The organism is Lelliottia sp. CFBP8978 (assembly GCF_034046055.2).
Lineage (GTDB): Bacteria > Pseudomonadota > Gammaproteobacteria > Enterobacterales > Enterobacteriaceae > Enterobacter.
Genome location: NZ_CM188253.1, coordinates 3,524,612 through 3,543,873, shown reverse-complemented (window position 1 = coordinate 3,543,873; position 19,262 = coordinate 3,524,612). Strand labels below are relative to the sequence as shown.

The window sequence follows — 19,262 nt, the reverse complement described above, 5'->3', positions numbered from 1 at the left end:
AGGTACAGATGAAAGACGTCGTTATCGTGGGGGCATTGCGTACAGCTATCGGCTGTTTCCAGGGCGCGCTGGCACGCCATTCCGCGGTTGAACTGGGCAGCGTGGTCGTTAAGGCGCTGGTAGAGCGCAGCGGAATTGCCACGCACGAAATAGATGAAGTGATCCTGGGTCAGGTGCTTACCGCGGGCGCCGGGCAAAACCCTGCGCGTCAGGCAGCGCTGAAAGGCGGACTGCCAAACACGGTTTCGGCGATCACCATTAACGACGTATGCGGCTCGGGGCTAAAGGCTCTCCATCTGGCGACACAGGCGATTCAGTGCGGTGAAGCGGATGTGATTATTGCCGGCGGCCAGGAAAATATGAGCCGCGCGCCGCATGTTCTGACCGACAGTCGCACAGGCGCGCAGCTTGGCAACAGCCAGCTGATTGACAGCCTGGTACACGACGGACTTTGGGACGCGTTCAATGATTATCACATGGGCGTGACGGCAGAGAATCTGGCGCGCGAGTACGGTATCAGCCGTGAGCTGCAGGATGACTATGCGCTGAGCTCTCAACAAAAGGCGCGCGCGGCGATCGATTCCGGGCGTTTTCGCGATGAGATTGTGCCGGTGAATACACAGCGTCAAAACGGCGAACTGTTGATCGTGGATACCGATGAGCAACCGCGCACGGATGCCAGCGCTGAAGGGCTGGCGAAACTCAATCCCGCTTTCGAAACGCTGGGCTCGGTGACAGCGGGTAATGCCTCCTCTATTAATGACGGCGCGGCTGCCGTGATGATGATGAGCGAAAGTAAAGCTGAAGAGCTTAATTTACCGGTGCTGGCACGTATCAAAGCGTTTGCCAGCGTGGGCGTCGATCCGGCGTTAATGGGGATCGCACCGGTGTATGCCACGCGCCGCTGTCTGGAGCGTGCCGGCTGGCAGCTTGAGGATGTCGATCTGATTGAGGTTAACGAAGCGTTTGCAGCTCAGGCGCTGTCGGTAGGAAAAATGCTGGAGTGGGATCCCCGTCGGGTGAATGTGAACGGGGGTGCGATTGCGCTTGGCCATCCGATTGGCGCATCCGGCTGTCGTATTTTAGTCTCTCTGGTTCACGAAATGACGAAACGTAATGCACGAAAAGGTCTGGCGACATTGTGTATTGGCGGCGGGCAGGGAGTGGCATTAGCGATCGAAAGATAGACAGCAGCAAAAACGTTTTCCCGAGAAGCCTCCTTAACCGGAGGTTTTTTTATGGGCGAAGAGAATTATATTTTTACGCTTATCAGTACATTCTAATGCCTCCTGTTATTTCCTGATGCTTCACATTATTCCTGCCTGCGATCGTTATGTGATCTTAAACATGAAATTTACCCTTAAACCCCTGCGTTTGTTGATGCCTGTCACGTCGATCCTTGCCAAAAAAAATGAAACAAATAATTACGATCTCGATCACTAAAATGTCGTTATTTAAAAAATAAAATGCAATTCCATAAAAACGAAACGTTATTTTAATTGAGGGTTTTTTCATGTTAAAGAAATCTCTGGTCCTTGCGTCTCTCGTTGGTGCGTCTTTCGCTGCTCAGGCTGTCACCGTTGATTTACGTCACGAATATATTGATAGCGGCTCAAACGCCGACCGCGTTTCTGTCTCGCATCGCTTCGCAAATGGCTTAGGTTTTTCCGTTGAAGCAAAATGGAAATCAGGCGGCGACAAAGCTGACCAGCCTTTTGCTGACGTTGTGGGTAACGGCCATGAAGACCAGATCAGCTGGCGCTGGAAAGCAAATGACAATATTGCATTGACGCCGGCATTTACGATTGAAAGTAACGACAGCCGTACCATCTATAAGCCAAATTTACATTTGCAATATAGCTTCGACAGTGGATTCTACGTTGCAGCGCGTTACCGTTATGAATATACCCGCTACCCGTCAAGCTCAAATAAAGACGACGATAAAGTAAACCGTGGTGATGCGTGGGTGGGTTGGGTGATGGGCGATTTCCGTACCGAGCTGAACTATGTTTATGCGAAGAGTTCAGAAGGTATGATTCGTAATAACAACAAAGACTATTCCAACGAATATAATGCGAAGCTGGCATACAAATGGGATAAAAACTGGGCACCGTATGTTGAAGTGGGTAACGTCGGCGTGAAAGAAACCGATGAGCGCCAGACCCGTTTCCGTTTAGGTGTAGCCTACTCGTTCTAATAACCGTTTCTGCAAAAAAAAGCCGGCTCTTTATGAGCCGGCTTTTTTATATCCGCTATTTGCCGGTCATTTGCAAAACCACGGCCAAAAAAAAGCCCCCCAGGAGGAGGGCAAGGCCAGTTACAGAAACACTAACTTAAATCACGCATGCAACATTTCAGGTTGCTCGGGGAGTTTCGCGATATAGAGAGCCGGTTTGCCATCTTTATCGGAACTGAACAGTACCGCTTTATCATCCGGGGTGAAGGAAGGATGCGGATGGGTCACCTGACGGCTGTTTGCCACGGTGGCCCAGGATGTGTCATGACGGGCGATGCGGAAATAGGCTTTCTTCGCCACATCAAACGCATAAAGATAAGGGTCGTTATCGATCGTATAACCGCTGGTGTCTTTTACGTCCACCGGCGTACCTGAGCCATCGCCTACCAGCAGTGTGCCGTCGAAGTTGCTCATCAGGTGCGAGCAGGCCGGCATTTGCATGACCGCTTCGTTCACCCCGGTATCCGGGTTGAAGCTGTAGATGGTGCGTCCCTGTTTGCCTTTCAGATAAGAGACATAAACCAGCGCGGAGCCGTTCGGTACCCAGAATTCGTGCGTGCAGCTTTCGCCTTCCGCGTGTTCTTTGACTTTACGCACGTGGCTACCGTCTTCGTTAACCATCCACATACGCGCATCGACCAGATCGTGAGGACCTTCGTGGCAGAAGGCGACGGTGTTGTCGTCGAACGGGCGATAAATCGGATGGCCCAGCCAGTTTTTCTCTTCGTGGATCGTGGCGCTTTCGCCTGTTTTCAGATCAACGCGCAGCAAACGACAGTGCGGGCCTTTATGGAAGAAATCGTGGAAAATCTTCCAGTCGTTCAGCGGCGTCCAGTCGCTCTTCGCAATCTCGATCCCCACCAGTTTGGTGCAGTCGCTGTTTGCGACCCAGGTCCCGTAGCCGACCCAGTCATCCGAAACGCGATACACTTCGCGCTCGGCCAGCGTTTGCAGATCCACTTCCAGAAGGGTGCGATCGTTTTTGACATAATAGAGGGACTTATCGTCAGGGGATAAGAAGCCGCCAAACGTATTGTCTCCCGCGCCTTCGGTCAATTGCACCGCTTCTGCTTTTTGCAGATCCAGCAGGTAGTAGTTCCAGTGACCGTCAAACTCACCGGCGAACAGCAGGTGGCTACCATCATTAAAGAAGCACTTCTGATAAAAGTAGTTACGATGACAGGTTACTTCCGGTGGGGTCAGGCGGGTGATCTCCACGCCTGTATCCGGATCGCGGCTGACGTCATAGTTCAGCTTGACCCGCATACCTTTAGCCATGATGCGCTCCTTTATATTGACGGCTGGAGACGATTCCGGCAGTCAATTCTGAATGTAAGATAAGTTAAAAACTGAGTGTTAAATTATCAAAACATCGTTTCAATGTGTGTGACTGATGGCGCACTTTGTAAGATTTATTGTCGACAGTGATGATTATCTTTGATTTTTAACGCTGAATGTTTTCTCTGCGGTCAAATCTTAAAGGTTTTATAATTGACTGTTTACTATGATAAATATGGTTTTCCGTTTTTTTCGCTTCGATCTTCTCTCCAGCGTCAACTCTCAACAATCGTGATCCGAACTACACTTCTGTCATTAAGATGCAGAAAAAGTGAAACATCGTTTTAAATGTAATTGAAAACCCATTTCGCAGAAGATACTATGTGCCCATAAAGAAAACAGAACGTTGTTTCGTTAATTATCCTTGCCCTTGGGCACGACCAATTCTGGAGGTAAATGTGGACATCAGACAAAGCATCCACAGCGCGCACGCCAAAACACTGGATACTCAGGGGCTGCGTGAAGAGTTTTTAGTTGAGAAGGTGTTTGTTGCTGATGAATACACCATGGTGTACAGCCACATCGACCGCATCATCGTCGGCGGCATCATGCCGACCACCAGGACCGTGTCCGTGGGTGGTGAAGTGGGCAAACAGCTTGGTGTCAGCTACTTCCTCGAGCGTCGTGAACTGGGTGTGATTAACATTGGTGGTCCGGGCACGATTACCGTTGACGGTCAGTGTTTTGAGATTGGCCACCGCGATGCCCTGTATGTTGGTAAAGGCGCGCAGGAAGTGGTGTTCGCCAGCATTGATAGCAGCAAACCGGCAAAGTTCTACTATAACTGCGCACCGGCTCACACTACCTATCCGACCAAAAAAGTGACGCCTGCGGACGTCTCTCCGGTCACGCTCGGTGACAATCTCACCAGCAACCGTCGCACCATCAACAAATACTTTGTTCCGGATGTGCTGGAAACCTGCCAGCTGAGCATGGGGCTGACCGAACTCGATCCGGGCAACCTGTGGAACACCATGCCGTGCCATACCCATGAGCGCCGCATGGAAGTGTACTTCTATTTCAATATGGACGAAGACGCCTGCGTGTTCCACATGATGGGGCAGCCGCAAGAAACTCGCCACATCGTGATGCACAACGAGCAAGCTGTGATTTCACCAAGCTGGTCGATTCACTCAGGCGTTGGAACCAAAGCCTACACCTTCATCTGGGGTATGGTCGGTGAAAACCAGGTCTTTGATGACATGGACCACGTCGCTGTTAAGGATCTGCGCTAGTCGCGGGCAGTTAAGCATAAATTGGCCTGTTCGTGACAGGCGCTGAAAGATAAAGGAACAAACATGATTCTGGATGCATTTTCTCTGCAAGGTAAAGTAGCGGTCGTAACCGGTTGTGACACCGGTCTGGGCCAGGGTATGGCGTTAGGTCTGGCTGAAGCGGGCTGCGACATCGTTGGGATCAACATTGTTGAACCGACCGAAACCATCGAGCGTGTCACCGCGCTGGGTCGTCGTTTCCTGAGCCTGACTGCCGATCTGCGTAAAATTGACGCGATCCCTGAGCTGCTGGATCGCGCAGTGGCAGAGTTTGGTCATATTGATGTGCTGGTGAACAACGCGGGTCTGATTCGTCGTGAAGACGCGATCAACTTCAGCGAGCGTGACTGGGATGACGTCATGAACCTGAACATTAAGAGCGTATTCTTTATGTCTCAGGCGGCGGCAAAACACTTTATCGCACAGGGTAATGGCGGCAAGATCATCAACATCGCCTCCATGCTCTCTTTCCAGGGTGGCATCCGCGTACCGTCATACACCGCTTCCAAAAGCGCCGTTATGGGCGTGACCCGTCTGCTGGCGAACGAGTGGGCGCAGCACAATATCAATGTCAACGCGATTGCACCGGGTTACATGGCAACCAACAACACCCAGCAGTTGCGTGCAGATGAAGAGCGTAGCGCGGCAATTCTTGAGCGTATCCCTGCGGGTCGTTGGGGTCTGCCAAGCGACCTGATGGGACCGATTGTGTTCCTGGCCTCGCCGGCATCTGACTATATCAATGGTTACACCGTGGCCGTTGATGGTGGCTGGCTGGCGCGTTAATTCCCGCCGCCAACAGCAAAACCTCTGCCCTGTGCGGAGGTTTTTTTTGCCAAAAAATCAGCTTGTCCATATTCATAAAGTCATAAAATCCATAGTGAAAATACATTATGGATACAAGTCACAACTTTATTGCTTATAAATTAATGTATTAATAATAAATGGTGATTATTTACCCTGAGTTGAAAGTGTAATGTCCATCACAGAACGATGCCTGCCAGCTCATTAATCCATATCTTCACGTATTACAGCCTGACACTTTTTTTGCCTTTCTCGTAATTTCATTAAACGTCTTACGCTGTTCAGGCAGGAAAAAATGACATCTATTAATGACTCGACCCTAATGCCCCGCGCGCTTCGCGATACCCGACGAATGAACCAATTCGTTTCCGTGTCGGCTGCGGTGGCTGGTTTACTGTTTGGATTAGACATTGGCGTTATCGCCGGTGCGCTCCCGTTTATTACCGATCACTTTTCATTGAGCAATCGCCTGCAGGAGTGGGTGGTGAGCAGTATGATGCTTGGCGCTGCGCTCGGCGCGCTGTTTAACGGCTGGCTCTCTTTCCGTCTTGGACGAAAATACAGCCTGATGGTCGGGGCAATCCTGTTTGTGGCAGGCTCGCTCGGATCGGCTTTTGCCACGGGAGTGGAGGCATTATTGCTTGCGCGAGTCTTACTGGGCGTGGCAGTGGGGATTGCCTCATATACGGCGCCGCTCTATCTCTCTGAAATTGCCAGCGAAAATGTGCGCGGCAAAATGATCAGCATGTATCAGCTGATGGTGACGCTAGGGATTGTGTTGGCTTTCCTCTCGGACACCTGGTTTAGCTACAGTGGTAACTGGCGCGCGATGCTTGGGGTACTGGCACTCCCCGCCGTATTACTGATCGTGCTGGTGATTTTTCTCCCCAACAGCCCACGCTGGCTGGCGCAAAAAGGGCGGCACGTTGAGGCGGAAGAAGTGCTGCGGATGCTGCGTGATACCTCCGAAAAGGCGCGCGAGGAGCTGAACGAAATCCGCGAAAGCCTGAAGCTCAAACAGGGGGGATGGTCGCTGTTTAAAGCGAATCGTAATGTGCGTCGCGCGGTGTTTCTTGGCATGTTGTTGCAGGCGATGCAGCAGTTCACCGGAATGAACATCATCATGTACTACGCCCCGCGCATTTTTAAAATGGCCGGGTTTACCACCACCGAACAGCAGATGGTTGCCACGCTGGTGGTGGGGCTGACCTTTATGTTCGCCACGTTTATTGCGGTCTTTACCGTCGATAAAGCGGGCCGTAAGCCAGCGCTGAAGATTGGTTTTAGCGTAATGGCGCTAGGCACTTTGATCCTGGGTTACTGCCTGATGCAGTTCGATAACGGCACGGCATCCAGCAGCCTTTCGTGGCTTTCCGTCGGCATGACCATGATGTGCATTGCGGGCTATGCGATGAGCGCTGCGCCGGTGGTTTGGATCCTGTGCTCGGAAATTCAGCCCCTGAAATGCCGTGACTTCGGTATTACCTGTTCTACGACCACGAACTGGGTATCCAACATGATTATTGGTGCCACCTTCCTGACGCTACTCGACTCTATCGGCGCCGCGGGAACATTCTGGCTCTATACCGTTCTCAATATCGTCTTTATTGGCATCACTTTCTGGCTCATTCCTGAAACCAAAAATGTCACGCTGGAGCATATTGAGCGCAGACTGATGGCGGGGGAAAAGTTACGCAATATCGGGGTCTGATTATTGCTGCCCGGTGGCGCTACGCCTGCCGGGCTTTTTTTACACTCGCGCCAAATACAACGCCGGCATCCCTTCTGCGTCCGAGGTATACAACACCCACTGATTATCCGGCGAAAATGACGGATGCGGGTGCGTCACCTGACGGTCGCCATCCAGCACTTTCCAGCTGGTATTGTGCTGGCAGATGGCTTTCTGGCTCCCGGCATTGATATCAAAAACCCAGATAAACGGATCGTTCAGGCTGATATCGCCGGTATTATGCGGCGCGCCATCGCCGACAATCAGCGAGCCGTCATGGTTACTCATCAGATGCGAACACGGCGGGATCGCCATTAACTCACGGTTTTCCAGCGTCAGCGGATGGGCGCTAAACAGATAGCGTTGCGGATCGTTTTCTTTGTGCGCGACGTAATAGAGCGCAGAACCATCCGGAACCCAGAACTCGTGAGTAAAGCTCTCTCCCGGAGCATGCTGGCGCACTTTACGCAGATGGCTGCCGTCCGGATTGATAAGCCACATCCGGGCATCAATGGCATCGCGCGGTCCTTCGTGGCAAAACGCGACGGTGTTGTCGTCAAACGGGCGATAAATCGGATGTCCCAGCCAGCGTTTCTCCTGCAAAATCACGCTCTGCTCGCCGGTCTGTAAATCAATATTAATCAGGCGGCATTCCGGGTGGGTGAAGTAAAAGGCGCGGAATTTACTCCAGTCGGTTAGCGGCTGCCAGTCGCTTTTTTTAATCTCAATGCCCACCAGTTTTGAACAGTCGGAATTGGCGACCCAGGTGCCGTAGGCCACCCATTCATCGTCAACCTCATACACCACATGTTCTTCGAAGCTCTCCAGGCAGACGCGGCGTAATTCGCGACTGTTTTTCACGTACCACACCGATTTATCGTCACTCGATAAAAAACCGCCAAAGGTATTATCGCCAGCCCCTTCGGTCAGCTGAGTCGCGTGTTGCTGTTCAATGTCTAACAGGTAGTAATTCCAGTGCCCCTCGAACGCGCCGCCAAACAGAATTTTGCTGCCGTCCTGAGTGAAACACTTTTGGTAGAAGTAATTGCGGTGGCAAATGATGTGCGGGGGCGTCATCCGTATCACGTCGTGTCCTGTTTCACGGTCCTGACGCGTGAGAAAATTAAGCGGGATGATTTTGCCTTTCATGGTGAATTCTCCGGATAAAAAAATACCCTGCCACAGCGAGTGGCAGGGTAGGGATCGGACGAGTTGATTAGCGCATTGCGCGTTTCAGGATACGTTCCGCCTGACGCTGGAAGTCAGCGGCAGTCTCTTCCACGGTTTTCTGACCGTAGTCGATGTATTGCAGAGAAGTCCCGAACTGCGCCACGATCTGTGGATCGTCGAAGTATGGCGATACGGAGAGTTTGGCTGGCAGAGACTGAGCCAGACGCAGGCCCGCCACCGCCGGATCGTTTTCTTTGATCGTGCCGTCTTCGGTCAGGTATTTCACCGCCACTTTGCTCAACGGAACGCCGCGCTCCAGGCCCAGCGTATCAACGCCTTCTTTACTGTTCAGCAGGAAGTTAATCAGTTTCGCTGCCGCTTCCGGATTTTTACTGGTTTTACCAATCGACAGCATCTGTGCTGGTTTGAAGAACAGACCCGCATCGGTTGCGCCTGGCAGCATTGGGTAGTTACCCAGTTCCAGTTTTGCCGGTGGCTTCAGGTTATCGGAATACTTGTTGATCGTGGAGTTCCACATGTATGTGCCGCCCCATTCGCCCTGAATCCACGGCTTCATTTCGTACATATTGCTCTTGCCGAATGACGCGTAGTATTTGGTGTCCGGCATCACGTGGCTATCCACCAGATCTTTGTAAGTCTGGAAGAATTCCACCCACTGCTCTTTGCTGTAGGAGAATTTCTTCGCCTTCTCATCGACCGCCGGAATGTTGTACTTCTGAATCATGTAGGAGTTGAGCAGCGCCAGCGTATCCTGATGTTCCAGAACCACCGGGTAATACTGTTTGCCCAGTTTGCTCTCAAAGGCTTTACCGGCGGCTTTCAGCTCGTCCCAGGTTTTCGGGTACTCAACGCCCGCTTTTTCCCAGGTTTCATCGTTAAAATAGAAGACACGCGCCGTCACGGAGATCGGGATCCCGTTCAGCTTGCCGTCAACCGTTGTCGATTGCAGCTCTTTCGCATCGAACTGCGTTAAATCGATCACGTCCTTCATTTTGTTCAGGTCGTAGAAACCGTCGCCTGTTTTCGAGAAGATCGGCAGCCAGTTCCAGTTGGTCTGCATGACGTCCGGTTCGGTGCCGCCCGCAATTTGCGTAGTCAGTCGCGATAAGTGACCGTCCCAGCCGGTGTATTCTGCTTTGACGTTGATATCCGGGTTCTGTTTATGGAACTCTTCAATCGCCTTCAGTGTGACCTGATGGCGGCCATTACCGCCCCACCAGGACATACGTAAATCAACATCTTTTGCCATCGATGGCAGCGCGGTAAGGCCCAGGGTAGCGGAGATTGCTGCGCTTAAAAGCACTTTTTTCATTCTTATAACTCCAGTCAGATTGAGATGTTCAGTTCAGTTTTTGCATCAAAAATGTGGCACTTATTCATATCAAACTTAAAATACACCTTACGATGAAGGCCTTTATCAATCATAGGTTTAGCTTCATCGGAAGGAATTCGGGCTGTCAGTTCGTAATCTGACACTTTCAGGTAGACAAAGAATTCGTGACCCATGTTCTCGACGCGCACCAGCTCGCCGCTACAGCCGCCTTCTGCGAAAGGCTCGTCGGAGACGGACACGAATTCCGGGCGGATGCCATAGAACAGCTCTTGCGCCTGGTGGCCGACCACTTTGTCATGCAGCTTCTCGTTTAACGGCATCGTTTCGTTGCCGATAGACAGCGCCAGACGACCCGCCTGATCCACCAGTCGGGTGGCGCGGATATTCATCTCTGGCGCACCGATAAAGCCCGCAACAAACATGTTTTTCGGTTTGTGGTACAGGTTGTCCGGCGTATCTACCTGCATGATATGACCGAGCTTCATCACGCAGATGCGGTCGCCCATGGTCATCGCTTCCGTCTGGTCGTGAGTGACGTAAACGGTGGTGGCAGGTTTACCGGATTTCTTCAACTGCTTGTGCAGGTCAGAAATACGGATACGCATGGAGGCACGCAGTTTGGCGTCGAGGTTCGAAAGCGGTTCATCGAACAGGAACACGTCAGGTTTTTTCACAATCGCGCGGCCCACGGCCACACGCTGTGCCTGACCACCGGACAGCTGGCGCGGCAGGCGGTCCAGCAGCTCTTCCAGTTCGAGGATTTTCGCCGCTTCATTGACCTGTGCTTCAATCTGATCTTTCGGCATTTTGCTTAGCTTCAGACCGAAGGCCAGGTTTTCACGCACCGTCATATGCGGATAGAGCGCGTAGTTCTGGAACACCATCGCAATCCCACGCTCTTTTGGCGCGAGGTTGTTGACGATCTTCTCGCCGATACGAACTTCACCGCCGCTGATGGTTTCGAGCCCTGCCAGCATACGCAGCGTGGTCGATTTGGCGCAGCCGGACGGCCCGACGATAACCATGAACTCACCTTCCGCGATTGAAAGGTCGATAGCATGTACCGCTTTGAAGCCGTTGGAGTAAACCTTTTCCAGTTTGTTGAAAATAACTTCAGCCATGATATTTCCCTCTTAACCTTTAATTCCGCTGCTGGTTACGCCCTGTACGAAGTAGCGCTGTGCCAGGAAGAAGACAATGATGGATGGCAGAATGGAGATGCTCGCCATTGCCAGAATTTCGTTCCACGGCGCACCTTCGGTGACGTCGATGGACATTTTCAGAGCCAGTGCAATCGGGTATTTATCCACGCTGTAGACATAAATCAGCGGCCCGATAAAGTCGTTCATTGACCACATGAACTGGAAGAGTGCGACGGAGATGATGGCCGGTTTCAGAATCGGCACGACCACGTACCACAGCACCTGCAGAGAGTTACAGCCGTCGATTTGGGCGGCTTCTTCCATGTCACGCGGCACACCGCGCAGGAACTGAATCAGCATGAAGACGAAGAATCCCTGGGTGGCAAATGCCAGCGGCAGATACAACGGCATATAGCTGTTCAGCATGCCCATTTCGCGGAACATCAAATACTGTGGAATCAACAGTACGGTGCTCGGCAGCAGCATGGTGGTGATGAGCGTGGCGAACCAGAATTTCTTCCACGGGATCTCGAAGCGGGCAAAGCCGTACGCCACGATGGTGGAGGAGATAATGGTCAGAATCACTTTCGGGATCACATACTTAAAGGTGTTAAGCATGTAATGACCGAAGTTGTATTCGGTACCGGTTTTCCAGCCGTTCACAAAGCCATCCCAGGTGGCGTGTGCTGGCCACAGGCTCAGGGTAGTGAAGATCTCGTGGTTCGGTTTGAACGACGCCGAGAACATCCATACCAGCGGGTAGAGCATCAGCAGGCCAACAAACAGCAGGATCACGTAGCGAATACTGGCGTTGATCTTCTCTTTGCGCAGCGTGCGGGCAACTTCGCGATCGGCGATGCTTCTTGCCGTAGAGATTTGTTGAATATCAGCCATTTTTGCCTCCCTTATCGGCGGAGTAGAACACCCAGTATTTCGAAGACTTAAAGGCGATAGCAGCAAAGACAGCAACTACCAGGAACAGGACCCAGGCCAGTGCGGCGCCGTAACCCATGTCAAAGTACTTGAATGCGGTGTCGTAGATGTAGAGCGAGAACAGATACGTTGAGTAAGTCGGCCCACCGCCCGTGATGACATACGGCCCGGTAAATTCCTGGAACGCCTGGGTGGTCTGCATAATAAAGTTGAAGAAGATCACCGGCGTAATCAGCGGCACGGTCACTTTCATGAACATCTGCCATTTTGATGCACCGTCAATCATCGCCGCTTCATACTGAGATTGCGGAACGTTTTGCAGTGCGGCCAGGAAGATGACCATCGCAGAACCAAACTGCCAGACGCGCAGTAATGTCACCGACATCAGCGCCAGAGACGGTTCGCCGAGCCAGTTCACCGGGTCGAGGCCAAATACGCCAATAAAGCTGTTCAACAGGCCATCAATGGCAAACAGCGCACGCCACAGAACGGCAATCGCAACCGAGCTGCCGAGGATGGAGGGAATGTAATAAGCCGTACGGAAGAACCCAATTCCGCGTAATTTAAAGTTCAGTACAAACGCAATACCCAGCGCGAAGGCAAGCTTCAGTGGGATGGTTAAAAAGACATACGCAAAGGTCACGCCCATGGATTTCCAGAAGAGGGTATCTTCGGTAAACATGTAACGATAGTTTTCAATGCCGTTAAATACCGGCGGGCTCATCAGATCGTAATCAGTAAAACTGAGAAAGAACGATGAGACGAAGGGAAACGCGGTAAAGATTATCAACCCAATTATGTAGGGTGATATCCACGCTAGCCCCAGCATTTTGTTTTCATTCATACATACCTACCTGGCAATCAATGGTTAAAACGGAATCTGCTCGTGATGCAGCTGCCCGCGCATTTTTTACGAGACGGGGAAGCGTGTGTTCTGGGTGAGGCTCAAATCGGTTACTCCATTTACCTGCTGATTTATAAGATTTTTAACGTGTTCCATTGACTTGCCTTTCTGGAGTTTTAAAACACGTGAACTGCTGTTCTTGATTTGTAAAACGACGTTTTAATTTATTTTATTGCTATTTATTTCTGCGTCATTCTATAAATGGTGGAAATGTGATCGCGGTCGAAACGCTGTTTCAATAAGGTGAAGTGGCGGGCATTTTTGACTTTTAACAGAAGTTGGTAGGGGTAGGTATATCTGGGGTGAATGAAACTGATCTTAATCATTTGTAACACTGATTAAACATAAAGAACTAACTACCAAATTTCATGGCAACCACCTCATTTTCAAGAATTATTAGTTCAGAAAATTCTTATTTTACAGTATCATCGCCCCCCCTTAAGTGTTATTGGCAAGATTTCACTGCAACATCAACCAGAAGAAATAAGTATGTCAGCAATGGATTTCAAGAAGAACACGGACCTGGATTTTGCAAACTACGCTTCCCCCGCGACACCCTCAAAAGAGATTGATCTCCTCGGACTCCTGGAAGTCTTGTTAGCCGCCAAAAAACGCATCATCGCGATCGTCTTTGCCTTTGCGCTGCTGGGCGTTGCGGTGTCATACCTGATGCCGCAGAAGTGGACCAGTAAAGCGGTGGTGACCCCAGCCGAACAGATTCAGTGGAGTAAGGTACGACAGATGTTGGTTGCGCTTCAGGTTCTTGATGCCGACGTCAGTGTAAAACGCTCGGACGTCTTTAATCTGTTTATCAAAAAGTTCAAGTCACAGACGCTGCTGGAAGACTACATAAAATCGTCGCCGTATGTGATGGAGCAAATGAAAGGGGCGCAGATGGACCCTGATGAGCTGCGTCGTGCGGTTGTGAACGTGGCAGAAAGAATGAAAGCCGCAGATAACGCGCTTGCGAAAAACGCGGATAAATCGCCTTACGACTCCTGGACACTGAGCTTTACCGCACCCACCGCGCAAGATGCACAGGTCGTGCTCAATGGGTACATTGCCTATATCTCCGCTATCGTTGAAAAAGAGACGATGCTGAACGTGCGCAATGCGCTGGCGCTGAGAACACACCTGGAAAAAGAGCGCCTGGAGCTGGATCGCGTTCGTCTGACCACAATCCATAACACCAATCTTCAGCGTCTTAACTACTCGCTGGAAGTGGCGAATGCGGCGGGCATCAAAAAGCCGGTTTACAGCAACGGTCAGGCGGTGAAAGATGACCCTGACTACTCCGTCGCGCTGGGTGCAGATGGTATTGCGCAAAAGCTGCAGATTGAGAAATCATTAAAAGATGTGGCGGAGCTGAATGCTGATTTTCAGAACCGTGAATATCATCTTGCACAGCTGCAAAAGCTGTCGATCGACGATGTGAGTTTTGAACCATTTAAATATCAGCTTGAGCCGTCGATGCCCGTGAAGAAAGACGGTCCCGCTAAAGCGCTGATTGTGATTCTTGCCGCGCTGGTCGGCGGCATGTTCGCCTGCGGGAGCGTACTGCTGCGTGCGGCCATGTTGTCCCGTGAACCGCTAGCGGAACCGCGAAATGTACCGGTAACGAATTAAGTAAGGCGTAAGAAAAGGGCGGATGGAAACACCGCCCTTTTTGTCTATTTGAGGAAGTCTTCGCGGACTGGCGTAAAGGTATCCAGCAGGGTGCCGGGCTTCAGGCAGACGCAGCCGTGCATCACATGCGGCTCTTTATAAAGCGTATCGCCCGCCGTCACCACATGCTTTTCTTCGCCGATTGTAAATTCGAATTCGCCCGACAGCACATAGGTCAGCTGTTCGTGCGGATGGTTGTGCATCGGGCCAATAGCGCCCTGCTCAAAGTTCACTTCAACGGCCATCATTTTGCCGTCATGTGCCAGGATCCGGCGCGTGACGCCATTCCCCAGATCCTCAAGCGTAGTCTCTTTATGGAAAATAAACATATCTGCTCCCTGTTCTGTAGTGAAACATTGTTTTAATTAATTTATAGCACTACAGGTCAAAAAGAAACGGCAAGCCAAATAACTGGAAACAGGATCACAAGTTTGCTTCACTGGAAGAAACATAAAGGAGGGGACATGAAAACGATGGGTCTGCTGGGGGGAATGAGCTGGGAATCCACTATTCCTTATTATCGCCTGATTAATGAAGGCATCAAACAGCGTTTGGGCGGCCTGCATTCGGCGAGCCTGGTGCTACACAGCGTCGATTTCCATGAGATTGAGGCCTGCCAGGCCAGCGGCGAGTGGGACAAGGCGGGAGATATCCTTGCGCAGGCAGCCGTCGGGCTGGAACGAGCGGGGGCGGAGGGTATTGTGCTGTGTACCAATACCATGCATAAGGTGGCCTCGCGGATCGAGGCCCGTTGTGCGTTGCCTTTCCTGCATATTGCCGACGCCACCGGACGGGCGATAACGGCCAGCGGAATGAAGCGCGTCGCGCTGCTGGGAACGCGCTACACCATGGAACAGGATTTTTATCGTGGTCGGCTGGACACGCAATTTGGTATTGAAAGCCTGATTCCAGCCGAGGCGGACAGGGCGCGTATCAACCAGATCATCTTTGATGAACTGTGCATGGGGACGTTTAGCGACACTTCACGGCACTATTATCTGAGCGTTATCGACCAGCTGGCGAAGCAGGGAGCCGAAGGGGTGATTTTCGGCTGCACGGAGATCGGTCTGCTGGTTCCCGCGCAAGAAAGCGCGATCCCGGTCTTTGATACCGCGGCGATCCATGCCGCCGACGCTGTGGAATTTATGCTGTCGTAATGGCTGGTTCACGCTTGTAACAGGTCGGGCAGGCGCGATGCCACCCGACGTGAATGTTCACTTAAATGATGTGTAAAGGCGTCTACCAGCGCAGACGCCGGGCGATGCAGCGGACGAATCAGGCTCACCGTAAACGGCACTGAGACGCTGAAACGGCGGATCGTAATCCCGCTATCGGCATAGTCGAGCGCGGTTAACGGATTAACGACGGCAATTCCCACTCCCGCGCGAACCATGGCGCAAATCGACGCGGCGCTGTGCGTTTCCACCACCATTCTTCGTTTCACCTGATGCTCGGCAAAGAGCGTATCCAGCAGCTGCCGGTAACTGTCGGTCTGCGAGAGGCTGATGTAGTTTTCGCCCTGAAAATCCGCCGGTGTTAAGACCTTTTTGCGGGCTAAAGGATGGTCCTTGGGCAGCACGCAGACTTCATCAAGCGACAGCAGCTCCGTGCGCGCCGTGCCAGCGGGGGTCACCAGCGTCTCGGTTAAGCCTAAATCGTGGCGTTGCGCCGAGAGCCACTCTTCGAGCAGAGGGGATTCCTGCGGCACGATGGTAAGGTTGACGTCCGGATAACGGGCAAGAAAAGGCTGCATCAGCGGCGGCAGGAAAGACTGGGAGAAGACCGGCAGGCAGACAATCGACAACTCCCCCTGGCGGAATTCACGCAGGCTCTCTGCGGCGCTGATAATGCGGTCCAGACCGTACCAGGAGCGCTGAACTTCCTCAAACAGCCTCAGGCCTTGTACCGTTGGATGAAGCCTGCCGCGTGCGCGTTCAAACAGCGTCAGCCCCAAAACCTTTTCAAAGCGCGCCAGCTCACGGCTGACCGTAGGCTGCGAAGTGTGCAGCATCTGCGCGGCTTCGGTCAGATTCCCGGCGGTCATCACCGCGTGAAAAATCTCAATATGACGTAAGTTAACGGCGGGCATCGGGCACCTGTTTTGTCAGTTATCCATATCATTTTTGCATAAACTCTGGATAAAACGATATTTTTTATTCTCTTTGCCCTGTGGCGTAATAACAAAAAACAGAGCTATCCGGAGAACGCCATGCCACGCCCGCTTAACAGTACCGATACCGATCTCAACGCCGAAAATTTGCTGCGCTTGCCCGCGGAGTTCGGCTGCCCGGTCTGGGTTTACGACGCACAGATCGTTCGCGAAAAGATCGCGGCGCTGCACCAGTTTGACGTGGTCCGTTTTGCCCAGAAGGCGTGCTCGAATATTCACATTCTGCGCCTGATGCGTGAGCAGGGCGTCAAAGTGGATTCCGTATCGCTGGGCGAAATTGAACGTGCGTTGGCCGCGGGCTACGATCCGCAGGCAGACAGCGACGCCATTGTCTTTACCGCCGATCTGATCGATAGCGCGACGCTTTCACGCGTGAAAGAACTGCAAATCCCGGTCAACGCCGGGTCGGTTGATATGCTGGAACAGCTTGGACAGGTTTCGCCGGGCCATCGCGTGTGGCTGCGCGTTAATCCGGGCTTTGGTCATGGTCACAGTCAAAAAACCAATACCGGCGGTGAAAACAGCAAACACGGGATCTGGTATAGCGATCTGCCCGCTGCGCTGGACGTTTTACAGCGCTACAACCTGACGCTGGTGGGCATTCATATGCACATCGGCTCCGGGGTCGATTACGCGCATCTTGAGCAGGTGTGCGGCGCGATGGTGCGCCAGGTGATCGAATTCGGTCAGGATCTGGAGGCGATCTCCGCCGGTGGCGGCCTGTCGATCCCGTATCGTGAAGGGGAAGAGGCGATCGATACCGATCACTATTTTGGCCTGTGGAGTGCGGCACGCGACAAAATTGCGGCTCATCTGGGACACCCGGTCAAACTGGAAATCGAACCGGGCCGTTTCCTGGTGGCGGAATCTGGCGTGCTGGTGGCGCAGGTGCGCAGCGTGAAAGCGATGGGCAGTCGTCACTTCGTGCTGATTGACGCCGGGTTTAACGATCTGATGCGCCCGGCGATGTACGGCAGTTATCACCATATCACTGCGCTTGCCGCTGATGGCCGCGATTTAACGCAAGTGCCGCAGGTCGAGACCGTCGTGGCGGGACCGCTGTGTGAATCGGGTGACGTCTTTACGCAGCTTGAGGGGGGAAAAGTCGAAACCCGCACGCTGCCAGCCGTTCAGACCGGCGACTACCTGGTGCTGCATGATACCGGGGCTTACGGTGCGTCGATGTCATCGAATTACAACAGCCGTCCGCTGCTGCCAGAAGTGCTGTTTGATAACGGCGTGGCGCGACTGATTCGTCGTCGCCAGACCATTCAGGAACTGCTTGCGCTTGAGCTATTTTGAGGCGTAATACGGTCCGGTGGTAATGGAGTCACGCAACATTAGCGTACCGGTGAACGGCGGGATCGTCTCGATCGGCTGGTGATTGGCCAGCCGAACGGCCTGATCGATGGCGGTGGTAATCATGTTGTCGATCGGCAGGTAAACCGTTGAGAGCGCCGGTTCCAGCCACTTTGCGCTCGGCGCATCGTCAAAACCAAACAGAGAAATATCCTGCGGGATCCGCAGCCCGGCCTGATGCAACGCCTTAGACGATCCCAGAGCCATATCATCGTTACAGGCAAAGAGGGCGCTGAACGCCACCTTTTCGCTGAGTAACTCCCGACACAGTTCATAACCCCGCGTCATTCCCGCATCGCCATATTTCACCCGGCGATCGTCCCAGACAATCCCATGTTTCTCCAGCGCCTGGCGATACCCCATCAGCCGCGCTTTACCGGTTGGCGTATGGATAGGGACGGTAATACAGGCGATCTCTCTGTGGCCCTGGCTTATCAGATAATCGACGGCTTTAAACGCGGCGTCCTGCTGTTCGAAAAACACGCAGCGATCGCGCGCCAGGCTGACGTCGCGGTTGATCACGACCAGCGGCATAGGGACGCTGTTAATCAGCTTCATGATCGCTTTTTCGCTCATGTAGCGTGTGTACAGCACGATGGCGTCGCACTGGCGATCGGCCAGCATCTGTACGGCTTGCTCTTCCCGCTCGGGCGCGTCGTGGCCATCGGTGACAATCAACTGCTTGCCGTGGCTTTCGGTCTGGCGGGATGCCTGCTGGAGCAGGCGGCCAAAATAAAAACCATCAAAAGTGGAGACCACCAGTCCAATGCTGTTGCTGGTACGGTTGGCGAGCGATTGCGCGAGAAAGTTCGGGCGATAACCCAGCTCTTCCATCGCATTAAACACTTGCTGACGCGTACTCTCTTTTACCTGTCCTGTGCCGTTCAGCACGCGCGAAACGGTGGCTTTCGACACCCCTGCGCGTAGTGAGACATCCAGCATTGTTGCCATGAGAAATTCCTGCATTCACGTAATCGCGTGCAGTTTATCACAGACCCTCAGGCGCATAAGCGCAACGGGAAGGGGAAAAGCCCCACCACGATCACGCTTTTTGGCAACGGCAGGTCGCGACAGGATAAATGAGGGTAAGTGGCATGCCAAAGTGGTGATAAATCATGATTTGGAATACCTCTGGTCGCATTGAGAGCTTAATCACAGAACGAATAGCAGCCGAAAGCTATTTT

The 19,262-nt window shown here is 52.5% G+C and carries 17 protein-coding genes; 8 read left to right on the top strand and 9 right to left on the bottom strand.

Annotation, left to right across the window (positions count from 1 at the left end):
* Nucleotides 1-8 precede the first annotated feature (8 nt).
* Together SOM82_RS16535 and SOM82_RS16530 are read left to right on the top strand one after the other, a co-directional pair.
* Nucleotides 9-1,187: an acetyl-CoA C-acetyltransferase gene (locus SOM82_RS16535; RefSeq protein WP_154126094.1), complete on the top strand. Its 1,179-nt coding sequence runs from the start codon at nt 9-11 to the stop codon at nt 1,185-1,187.
* Nucleotides 1,188-1,513: 326 nt separating this feature from the next.
* Complete coding sequence (locus SOM82_RS16530; protein WP_154126093.1) at nt 1,514-2,197, top strand: oligogalacturonate-specific porin KdgM family protein; 684 nt, start codon at nt 1,514-1,516, stop codon at nt 2,195-2,197.
* A gap of 141 nt (nt 2,198-2,338) precedes the next feature.
* On the opposite strand, the gene SOM82_RS16525 is transcribed toward SOM82_RS16530, so the two are convergent.
* Nucleotides 2,339-3,514 carry an oligogalacturonate lyase family protein gene (locus SOM82_RS16525; RefSeq protein WP_320460524.1) on the bottom strand — a complete coding sequence of 392 codons (1,176 nt, stop codon included), beginning with the start codon at nt 3,512-3,514 and terminating at the stop codon, nt 2,339-2,341.
* 458 nt (nt 3,515-3,972) lie between these two features.
* Between SOM82_RS16525 and kduI the strand changes: the two genes are divergently transcribed.
* The 3 genes from kduI (at nt 3,973) to araE (ending at nt 7,363) form a co-directional block, all read left to right on the top strand.
* The gene (gene kduI, locus SOM82_RS16520) at nt 3,973-4,809 is read left to right on the top strand and encodes a 5-dehydro-4-deoxy-D-glucuronate isomerase (RefSeq protein WP_320460523.1); all 837 of its coding nucleotides are present in this window, start codon (nt 3,973-3,975) and stop codon (nt 4,807-4,809) included.
* A 63-nt stretch (nt 4,810-4,872) separates the two neighbouring features.
* Complete coding sequence (gene kduD, locus SOM82_RS16515) at nt 4,873-5,634, top strand: 2-dehydro-3-deoxy-D-gluconate 5-dehydrogenase KduD (protein ID WP_015960287.1); 762 nt, start codon at nt 4,873-4,875, stop codon at nt 5,632-5,634.
* A 313-nt stretch (nt 5,635-5,947) separates the two neighbouring features.
* Nucleotides 5,948-7,363: an arabinose-proton symporter AraE gene (gene araE / locus SOM82_RS16510; RefSeq protein ID WP_501083534.1), complete on the top strand. Its 1,416-nt coding sequence runs from the start codon at nt 5,948-5,950 to the stop codon at nt 7,361-7,363.
* A 39-nt stretch (nt 7,364-7,402) separates the two neighbouring features.
* Here araE and SOM82_RS16505 read toward each other — a convergent pair whose 3' ends face one another.
* From SOM82_RS16505 to SOM82_RS16485, 5 genes are all read right to left on the bottom strand, one after another.
* On the bottom strand, nt 7,403-8,530 hold the full coding sequence (locus SOM82_RS16505) for an oligogalacturonate lyase family protein (protein ID WP_320460522.1): 1,128 nt from the start codon (nt 8,528-8,530) through the stop codon (nt 7,403-7,405).
* Nucleotides 8,531-8,597: 67 nt separating this feature from the next.
* On the bottom strand, nt 8,598-9,884 hold the full coding sequence (locus SOM82_RS16500) for an ABC transporter substrate-binding protein (RefSeq protein WP_320460521.1): 1,287 nt from the start codon (nt 9,882-9,884) through the stop codon (nt 8,598-8,600).
* 14 nt (nt 9,885-9,898) lie between these two features.
* Nucleotides 9,899-11,026, bottom strand: coding sequence for an ABC transporter ATP-binding protein (locus tag SOM82_RS16495; protein WP_154126088.1), 1,128 nt, complete (start codon nt 11,024-11,026; stop codon nt 9,899-9,901).
* A gap of 12 nt (nt 11,027-11,038) precedes the next feature.
* Nucleotides 11,039-11,941 carry a carbohydrate ABC transporter permease gene (locus SOM82_RS16490; RefSeq protein WP_154126087.1) on the bottom strand — a complete coding sequence of 301 codons (903 nt, stop codon included), beginning with the start codon at nt 11,939-11,941 and terminating at the stop codon, nt 11,039-11,041.
* Nucleotides 11,934-12,824, bottom strand: a complete 891-nt coding sequence (locus SOM82_RS16485; RefSeq protein WP_095283226.1) for a carbohydrate ABC transporter permease — start codon at nt 12,822-12,824, stop codon at nt 11,934-11,936. Before SOM82_RS16485 ends, SOM82_RS16490 begins: the two co-directional genes overlap by 8 nt.
* A gap of 549 nt (nt 12,825-13,373) precedes the next feature.
* Between SOM82_RS16485 and wzz(fepE) the strand changes: the two genes are divergently transcribed.
* On the top strand, nt 13,374-14,510 hold the full coding sequence (wzz(fepE), locus tag SOM82_RS16480; RefSeq protein ID WP_320460520.1) for an LPS O-antigen length regulator Wzz(fepE): 1,137 nt from the start codon (nt 13,374-13,376) through the stop codon (nt 14,508-14,510).
* A 44-nt stretch (nt 14,511-14,554) separates the two neighbouring features.
* Here the strand turns inward: wzz(fepE) and SOM82_RS16475 are convergent, their stop codons facing one another.
* Nucleotides 14,555-14,878, bottom strand: a complete 324-nt coding sequence (locus SOM82_RS16475) for a cupin domain-containing protein (RefSeq protein ID WP_154126085.1) — start codon at nt 14,876-14,878, stop codon at nt 14,555-14,557.
* Nucleotides 14,879-15,013: 135 nt separating this feature from the next.
* Here SOM82_RS16475 and SOM82_RS16470 point away from each other — a divergent pair, with 135 nt between their 5' ends.
* The gene (locus SOM82_RS16470; RefSeq protein ID WP_320460519.1) at nt 15,014-15,706 is read left to right on the top strand and encodes an aspartate/glutamate racemase; all 693 of its coding nucleotides are present in this window, start codon (nt 15,014-15,016) and stop codon (nt 15,704-15,706) included.
* Nucleotides 15,707-15,714: 8 nt separating this feature from the next.
* On the opposite strand, the gene SOM82_RS16465 is transcribed toward SOM82_RS16470, so the two are convergent.
* Entirely contained in the window at nt 15,715-16,638 is a 924-nt protein-coding gene (locus tag SOM82_RS16465; protein WP_320460518.1) for a LysR family transcriptional regulator, read from the bottom strand.
* A 120-nt stretch (nt 16,639-16,758) separates the two neighbouring features.
* Here SOM82_RS16465 and lysA point away from each other — a divergent pair, with 120 nt between their 5' ends.
* On the top strand, nt 16,759-18,021 hold the full coding sequence (lysA, locus tag SOM82_RS16460; protein ID WP_154126082.1) for a diaminopimelate decarboxylase: 1,263 nt from the start codon (nt 16,759-16,761) through the stop codon (nt 18,019-18,021).
* Here the strand turns inward: lysA and SOM82_RS16455 are convergent.
* Nucleotides 18,013-19,029, bottom strand: a complete 1,017-nt coding sequence (locus SOM82_RS16455) for a LacI family DNA-binding transcriptional regulator (protein WP_154126081.1) — start codon at nt 19,027-19,029, stop codon at nt 18,013-18,015. The genes lysA and SOM82_RS16455 overlap by 9 nt on opposite strands.
* Between the last annotated feature and the right edge of the window lie 233 nt (nt 19,030-19,262).